We start from the raw sequence: 7521 nt of genomic DNA, 5'->3' as shown, positions 1-7521 counted from the left end.
CGTACGTCGCCGCGCCCAGCCCTCCAACTCGGCCCGCTCATCAGCGGACAACACAATCTCAGCGGCATGAGGAGTCGGCACGACCTAGTCTAACAACTAGGCCGCAATTAATGACTCAGGACACTAGCCACTGTTGCGCAGCGCGGTGGCCAGGCCGCTCATGGTGAGCAGGATCCCGCGCTGCACGAGCTCGTCCTGGTCGCCGGAGCGGTAGCGGCGCAGCAGCTCGACCTGCAGGTGATTGAGCGGCTCCAGGTACGGGAAGCGGTTGAACACCGAGCGGGCCAGCGCCGGGTTGTCGGCGAGCAGGTCGTCGTGTCCGGTGATGAGTTCGTGCATGCGGATGGTGCGGGCGTGCTCGGCGGCGATCTTGTCGAACACCCGGCGCCGCAGCGCTTCGTCCTCGACGAGCTCGGAATACCGGGCCGCCAGCCCGAGATCCGACTTCGCCAGCACCTGCGCCATGTTGGACAGCACCGTCGCGAAGAACGGCCACCGCCGGTAAAGGTCCTGCAGCACCGCGAGCCGCGCGTCGCTGCCCGGCCCGTCGCCCACGTACTCCTCGAACGCGGTGCCGGTGCCGTACCAGCCCGGCAGCATCACGCGGGACTGGCTCCATGCCAGCACCCACGGGATGGCCCGTAGATCCGAGATCGAGGTCGTCGGTTTCCGTGACGTCGGACGGCTGCCGATATTGAGCGCCCCGATCTCGCTGACCGGGGTCGAGGCCTTGAAGTACTCCACGAAACCCGGTGTCTCGTGCACCAATTCGGCATAGGCACGCTGGGCCCGGGCCGCCAGGTCGTCGAGCACCTGATAGGCCGGGCCCGCCGCGTCGCCGAGGCCCTCGACGTCGAGCAGGGTGGCCTCCAGCGTCGCGGCCAGCAGCGTCTCCAGGTTCCGGTGCGCGATCCGGGGCTCGGCGTACTTCGCGGCGATCACCTCGCCCTGCTCGGTGATCCGCAGCGAGCCCTGCACCGCGCCGGGCGGCTGGGCCAGGATCGCGTCGTAGCTGGGCCCGCCCCCGCGACCGACCGTGCCGCCGCGGCCGTGGAACAGCCGCAACCGGATACCGGTCTTGCGCGCCGACTCGACGAGGTCGAGCTCCGCGCGGTACAGGGCCCAGTTCGCCGCCAGATAGCCGCCGTCCTTGTTGGAATCGGAGTACCCGAGCATCACCTCCTGGCTGTCGCCACGGGCCGCCACGACCGCGCGGTACAGCGGAAGGTCAAGTGCTGCTTCGAGGATGGACGCACCCCGCTGGAGGTCGTCGATGGTCTCGAACAGCGGCACGATGCCGACCGGTGCGTGGGGATGCTCCGACGACGCGTCGAGCAGCCCCGCCTCCTTGAGCAGGATCGCCGCTTCCAGCATGTCCGAGACGGACTGGCACATCGAGATGATGTAGTTCGGCACGGCCTGCGGCCCGAACACCCGCACCGCCCTGGCGGCCGCGGCCACGATGTCGAGTTCCTTGCGTGCCAGCTCGGACAGTTCGGCGTCCGGACCGGTCAGCGGCCGGCGGGTGGCCAGCTCGGCGGCGAGGATCTCGACCCGCTCCTGCTCGTCGAGCGCGGTGTAGTCGGGGTGCACCCCGGCCCATGCCAGCAGCTCGGCGACGACCTCTTCGTGCACATCCGAGTTCTGCCGCATGTCCAGCCCGGACAGGTGGAAACCGAACACCCGCACGGCTTCTCGCAGCCGGGCCAGCCTGTCGTCGGCGAGCAGCACACTGCCGTTGGCCCGCAGCGACGCGTCGATCGCGTCGAGATCGCCGAGCAGTTCGCCGGGCGCCGAATACGGGTCGAGCCCGAGGTCGAGCTCGTGCTCGGGTTGTCGGTCCAGTATCTGCCGGGCGGTCGCGGTCAGCCGGGCGTGCACGACGCGCAGGGCGCGCCGGTACGGCTCGTCGGCGCGGGCCGGTTCATGGCAGGCGTCGGCCAGCGCGGCCAGGTCGTCGCTGACGTGCACCAGCCGCACCGACATCGAGAGTTCCTGTTCGAGCGCGGTGAGCTCGGTGAAGTAGTGCGCGAACGCGGTGTGGGCGGCGCTGCCGGTGGCGAGGCGGACCACCTCGGCGGTGACGTTCGGGTTGCCGTCGCGGTCACCGCCGATCCACGAGCCGGGCCGCAGGATGGGTTCGGCGAGGATGCTCGCCTCGGGCCAGCGGGCCTGCAGCGCCGACCGCACCTCGGCGTTGACCTGGGGGATGACCTCCAGGAACGCGGCGGCGTAGTACCGCAACCCGGTTTCGATCTCGTCCTGGATCTTGAGCCGGGACAGCCGGATCAGCGCGGTCTGCCACAGCGTCAGGATGTGCCGGCGCAGTTCGCGGTCGATGTCCTTGCCGTCGGGGGTGCCGGTGAACCCGTGCAGGCGCAGCCGCATCAGCTCGGTGATGCGGTGCTGGGTGTCGAACACCGTGCGACGTCTGGTCTCGGTGGGATGCGCGGTGATCACCGGGGACACCAGTGCGCCGACGAGCGCCTCGGCGACGGCGGCGGCGTCCAGCTCGGCGTCGTCGAGCTTGAGATAGGTGGCGGCCAGGCTGCTGTCCTGCGGTAGCTCGCCGGCGGCCTCGTGGACGGCCCTGCGGCGTTCCCGGTGGATGTCCTCGGCGACGTTGGCGAGCAACGCGAAATGCGTGAAAGCCCGGATCACCGGGATGGCGAGGTGAACGTCGACACCGTCGAACAACTTCGCCATGTCGGCGCGGTCGATCTCGGAGCGACGCACCCGGAACGCCTCGACGCGTGCCCGCTCGACGAGTTCGAACACCTCGTCGCCGTTCTGCTCGCGCACGGTGTCGCCCAGGATCGCGCCGAGCATCCGGATGTCTTCGCGCATCGGCTCGGTGGCTTCCCGACCCACCTGGGTGCGATGCACAGCGCCGATCGGTTCGAGCGTGACATCGCGTGCTTGCGAAGGCTGAGCCATCGGTCGATTATCTCCGCTGCCCGGCCCGGTCGCAGAACGAGACAGACCCGGCGGGGCTGGGGGTGCGGGGCCTAGCCGTACTTGATCTGGAGCGCCATCCCGACGATGGAGACCACCCAGATACCGGTGACGAACAGCGTCAACCGGTCGAGGTTCTTCTCCACCACGGTGGAGCCGGACAGGCTGGACTGCACACCGCCACCGAACAGGCTGGACAGGCCGCCACCCTTGGCGCGATGCAGCAGAACCAGGAGGACGACCAACACGCTGGTCACGACCAGGATGATCTGCAGGGCCAATTGCATGGGGGCCAGCCTACCGAAGGAGGCCCGCGGTCACGGCAGCGGCCCGCCGGCGGCGATCGCCGACAGCGTCGCGAACTGTTCGCCGTCCAGCGACGCACCGCCCACCAGCGCACCGTCCACATCGGCCTGGCCGACGATCTCGCCGACGTTCTTGGCGTTCACCGAGCCGCCGTAGAGCACCCGCACCCCGGCCGCGATGTCCGGGGAGGCCAGGTTGCCCAGCTCGTCGCGGATCGCCTTGCAGACCTCCTGGGCATCCGCGGCGCCGGCCACCCGGCCGGTGCCGATCGCCCACACCGGCTCATAGGCGATGACCGTCTGGCCGATCTGCTCCGCGGTCAGCCCGGCCAGCGAGCCGCGCAGCGAGTTCACGTTGAACTCGACGTGGTCGCCCGCCTCGCGCACCTCCAGCTGCTCACCGATGCACACGATCGGTGTCAGCCCGTGCTTGTGCGCAGCCTTGGCCTTCTCGGCGACCAGCGCGTCGTCCTCGTGGTGGTAGGTCCGCCGTTCGGAGTGCCCGACGACGGCGAACGTGCAACCCAGTTTGGCCAGGAACGCGCCGCTGATCTCACCGGTGTAGGCGCCGGAGTCGTGCTTGGACACGTCCTGGGCGCCGTAGGTCAGCCGCAGTTTGTCCCCGTCGACGAGCGTCTGCACGCTGCGCAGGTCGGTGAACGGCGGGATCACCGTGACGTCGACCTTGTCGAAGTACTTGTCCGGCAACGAGAATGCGATCTTCTGCACCAACGCGATCGCCTCGAAGTGGTTCAGGTTCATCTTCCAGTTGCCGGCGATCAGCGGCTTACGGGACAAGTCGATCTCCTAGGTCAGTCAGTCCGACAGGATCTGGATGCCGGGCAGCTCTTTGCCCTCAAGGTATTCCAGCGAGGCACCGCCGCCGGTCGAAATATGCGAGAAACCGTCCTCGGGCAGGCCGAGCTGGCGCACCGCCGCGGCCGAGTCGCCGCCGCCGACGACGCTGAACGCCCCTTTGCCGGTGGCCCCGATGATGGCCTCGGCGACACCCTTGGTGCCCGCGGCGAACGCCGGGAACTCGAACACCCCCATCGGGCCGTTCCAGAAGATCGTCTTGGCGTTGGACAGCAGCGCGGTGAACCGCCGCACCGACTCCGGGCCGATGTCCAGGCCCATCTTGCCGTCGGGGATCTGGTCGGCGGCGACGGTCTCGGCGGGCGAGTCGGCGGCGAACCGGTCCGCGACGACGATGTCCACCGGCAGGTGCAGCACGTCACCGTAGTCGTCCAGCAGCTTGCGGCAGGTCTCGACCATGCCCTCCTCAAGCAGCGAGCTGCCTACCGAAAGGCCTTGGGCGGCAAGGAAGGTGAAGCACATGCCGCCGCCGATGACCAGGCTGTCGGCCTTGGTTGCCAGGTTCTCGATGACGGCCAGTTTGTCCGACACCTTGGATCCGCCGAGCACCACCGCATAGGGCCGGTCGGTGGACTCGGTGAGCTGGGCGAGCACCTTGACCTCGGTGTCGACCAGGGTGCCTGCGTAGTGCGGCAGCAGCGTCGCGACGTCGTAGACCGACGCCTGCTTGCGGTGCACCACCCCGAAGCCGTCGCTGACGAAGGCGCCGCCCGAACCGTCTGGGCCACCGACGAGTTCGACGAGCGCCTTGGCGAACTTCAGGCGTTCCGCCTCGTCCTTGCTGGTCTCACGCGGATCGAAGCGGATGTTCTCCAGCAGCAGGATGTCGCCGTCGGTCAGCCCCTCGGCGCGGGCCAGCGCGTCGCTGCCGACCACGTCGCCCGCCAGCTGCACATGGCGGCCGAGCCTCTCCCCCAGCGCCTTGGCGACCGGCGCGAGGGAGAACTTCGGGTCCGGCTCCCCCTTGGGCCTGCCGAGGTGCGCGGTCACGACCACCTTGGCGCCGGCGTCACTCAACGCCTTGAGCGTCGGCACCGAGGCGATGATGCGGCCCGGGTCGGTGATCGTCTCGCCGTCCAGCGGGACGTTCAGATCGGAGCGTACGAGGACGCCCCGACCCGAAACCCCTTCGGACAGAAGATCGGAGAGTGACTTGATGCCCATGATCGCTTACAGCGACTTGCCGACCAGACCGACCAGATCGACGAGGCGGTTGGAGTAGCCCCACTCGTTGTCGTACCAGGAGACCACCTTGGCCTGGTTGTCGATGACCTTGGTCAGACCGGCGTCGAACAGCGAGCTGTGCGGGTCGGTGACGATGTCGCTGGACACGATCGGGGCGTCGTAGTACTTCATGATGCCCTTGAGCGGACCCTCGGAAGCAGCCTTCATGGCGGCGTTGATCTCGTCGACGGTGGCCGCCTTGCTCAGCTCGGCGGTCAGGTCGGTGACCGAGCCCGTGGGGATCGGCACCCGCAGCGCGAAGCCGTCGAGCTTGCCCTTCAACTCGGGCAGCACGAGGCCGATGGCCTTGGCCGCGCCGGTCGAGGTCGGGACGATGTTGATCGCGGCGGCGCGGGCACGGCGCAGATCCTTGTGCGGTGCGTCCTGCAGGTTCTGGTCCTGGGTGTAGGCGTGGACCGTCGTCATCAGGCCCTTGACGATGCCGAACTCGTCGTTGAGGACCTTGGCCAGCGGGCCGAGGCAGTTCGTGGTGCACGAGGCGTTGGAGATGATGTTCTGGCTGCCGTCGTACTTGTCGTCGTTGACGCCGAGCACGATCGTGATGTCCTCGTCGCTGGCCGGCGCGGAGATGATGACCTTCTTGGCGCCGGCGTCCAGGTGGCCCTGCGCCTTGGCGCGGGCGGTGAAGATGCCGGTGGATTCGACGACCACGTCGACGCCCAGGTCGCCCCACGGCAGCGCGGCCGGGCCTTCCTTGATCGACAGACCCTTCATCGAATCGCCGCCCACGACGATCGTCTCGCCGTCGACGGACACGTCGAACGGGAGCCGGCCCAGGATCGAGTCGAACTTCAGCAGGTGCGCAAGGGTCTCGTTGTCGGTGAGGTCGTTGACCGCCACGATCTCGACATCGGTGTTCTTGCCCTCGAGCTTCTGGGCGGCCAGCGCCCGGAAGAAGTTGCGGCCGATGCGGCCGAAGCCGTTCACGCCTACGCGAATCGTCACGTGTGTCTCCTCTGTCCTGATGTGTTCGGTGAACTGCGCCGTCGACTACTCGAGCAGTCAGCCTAGTGGTTGGACGACATCGCGCGCGCGGTCGCCCCTGGACGGTGTCAGAGCATCCCCAGACTCTGGTCGACGTACGGGTTGCCCAGCCATCGCCTGCGGACGCGCTGCAGCGTGCCGTCGTCTTCGAGTTCGGCCTGGGCCACCTGCAGCCGGGCGAGCAGCTGCTGATCGGCCGGGTTCACCGCGATCGCGATGTTCTCCACCGACAGACCGCGCTGCACGAGCTCCACCCCGGGGACCTCTCTGACCAGTTCGGCCAGTGCCGGGGCGAGTTTGATCACCGCATCGCACCCGCCTGCGACGAGGTCGGCGATCGCGGTGGTGACCGACCCGTAGTCGTAGACGCGGACGCGTTCGGCCCTGCCGTCCTCGACCAGCCGCTGCGCGATCGCCTCGCTGGTGTTGCCGCGTTGCACACCGACGGTCAACCCGGTGAGGTCGTCGACGGAGCGCACGTGCGGAAGCCGCGTGGTGTCGACGGCCAGCCCCTGTCCGGAGATCAGGTAGGGCGGCAGGAACGCCACCTTGCCCGCCCGCTCGGGCGTGACGGTGGTGCCGGCGATGACGCAGTCGTCGTCACCGGTGGCGAGGTGGTCGAAGATTCCGTCGAAGACCGCCCCGTCGTAGGCGACGAACTCGACGTCCTCGGCGATGGCGGCGGCCAGCGCGGTCATCACCTCGATGTCCAGACCGGACCCGCCGGGCATCGCGTTGAAGGGCGGTTCCGGATAGGCCACGCCTACTCGCAATCCGGCGCCCACCGGTCAGGCGTCCTCGAGCAGATCCGGGGTGACGGCCGACTCGGTGTCGGGGATGCCGTCCAGCTTGGCCTTGCGGTCGGCCATCGACAGGAGACGCCGGATACGGCCTGCCACAGCGTCTTTGGTCATCGGAGGGTCGGCCAACCGCCCCAGTTCCTCCAGCGAGGCCTGACGGTGGGCGACGCGCAGGTTGCCCGCGGCGGCCAGGTGGTCGGGCACCGTGTCGCCGAGGATCTCCAGGGCACGTTCGTAACATCAGTTCCTCCAGGGCAGTTCGTGGCTGACGCCGGACGCGCTGCGCGGATGACCGTCGATGCCTGCGCTCGCCCCGATGTCCACGGCGATGTTGTCGAGCAGGCGGGTGCGGCCCA

Annotated in this window: 6 protein-coding genes and 2 pseudogenes; all 8 read right to left on the bottom strand. The window is 68.6% G+C overall.

Translation table 11 applies throughout. The features are described from left to right. Nucleotides 1-123: 123 nt before the first annotated feature. Nucleotides 124-2937: a phosphoenolpyruvate carboxylase gene (gene ppc / locus ASJ79_RS14345; RefSeq protein ID WP_067956229.1), complete on the bottom strand. Its 2814-nt coding sequence runs from the start codon at nt 2935-2937 to the stop codon at nt 124-126. A gap of 71 nt (nt 2938-3008) precedes the next feature. Then, nucleotides 3009-3242: a preprotein translocase subunit SecG gene (gene secG, locus ASJ79_RS14340; protein WP_067956227.1), complete on the bottom strand. Its 234-nt coding sequence runs from the start codon at nt 3240-3242 to the stop codon at nt 3009-3011. 30 nt (nt 3243-3272) lie between these two features. After that, nucleotides 3273-4058 carry a triose-phosphate isomerase gene (tpiA, locus tag ASJ79_RS14335; RefSeq protein ID WP_067956225.1) on the bottom strand — a complete coding sequence of 262 codons (786 nt, stop codon included), beginning with the start codon at nt 4056-4058 and terminating at the stop codon, nt 3273-3275. Between the two features lie 18 nt (nt 4059-4076). Next, the gene (pgk, locus tag ASJ79_RS14330) at nt 4077-5300 is read right to left on the bottom strand and encodes a phosphoglycerate kinase (protein WP_067956224.1); all 1224 of its coding nucleotides are present in this window, start codon (nt 5298-5300) and stop codon (nt 4077-4079) included. Between the two features lie 6 nt (nt 5301-5306). After that, nucleotides 5307-6326 (bottom strand): type I glyceraldehyde-3-phosphate dehydrogenase, encoded by a 1020-nt coding sequence (gap, locus tag ASJ79_RS14325; protein ID WP_067956223.1) that lies wholly within the window; start codon nt 6324-6326, stop codon nt 5307-5309. 107 nt (nt 6327-6433) lie between these two features. After that, nucleotides 6434-7126 (bottom strand): ABC transporter substrate-binding protein, encoded by a 693-nt coding sequence (locus ASJ79_RS14320; protein ID WP_369803677.1) that lies wholly within the window; start codon nt 7124-7126, stop codon nt 6434-6436. A gap of 27 nt (nt 7127-7153) precedes the next feature. Then, nucleotides 7154-7399, bottom strand: a pseudogene (gene whiA / locus ASJ79_RS14315) (DNA-binding protein WhiA); the annotation flags it as partial. A gap of 6 nt (nt 7400-7405) precedes the next feature. After that, a pseudogene (locus tag ASJ79_RS32250) lies at nt 7406-7521 on the bottom strand (pantoate--beta-alanine ligase); the annotation flags it as partial.

The sequence above is a fragment of the Mycobacterium sp. NAZ190054 genome (genome assembly GCF_001545925.1).
Taxonomy (GTDB): domain Bacteria; phylum Actinomycetota; class Actinomycetes; order Mycobacteriales; family Mycobacteriaceae; genus Mycobacterium.
Note: the sequence above shows the minus strand (reverse complement) of the source record. Positions and strands in the feature narration are given on the sequence as shown.

Bases quoted from the DNA above. Each gene is read 5' to 3' on its own strand.
- ppc (WP_067956229.1), bottom strand. From the start codon at position 2,937: ATGGCTCAGCCTTCGCAAGCACGCGATGTCACGCTCGAACCGATCGGC.
- secG (WP_067956227.1), bottom strand. From the start codon at position 3,242: ATGCAATTGGCCCTGCAGATCATCCTGGTCGTGACCAGCGTGTTGGTC.
- pgk (WP_067956224.1), bottom strand. From the start codon at position 5,300: ATGGGCATCAAGTCACTCTCCGATCTTCTGTCCGAAGGGGTTTCGGGT.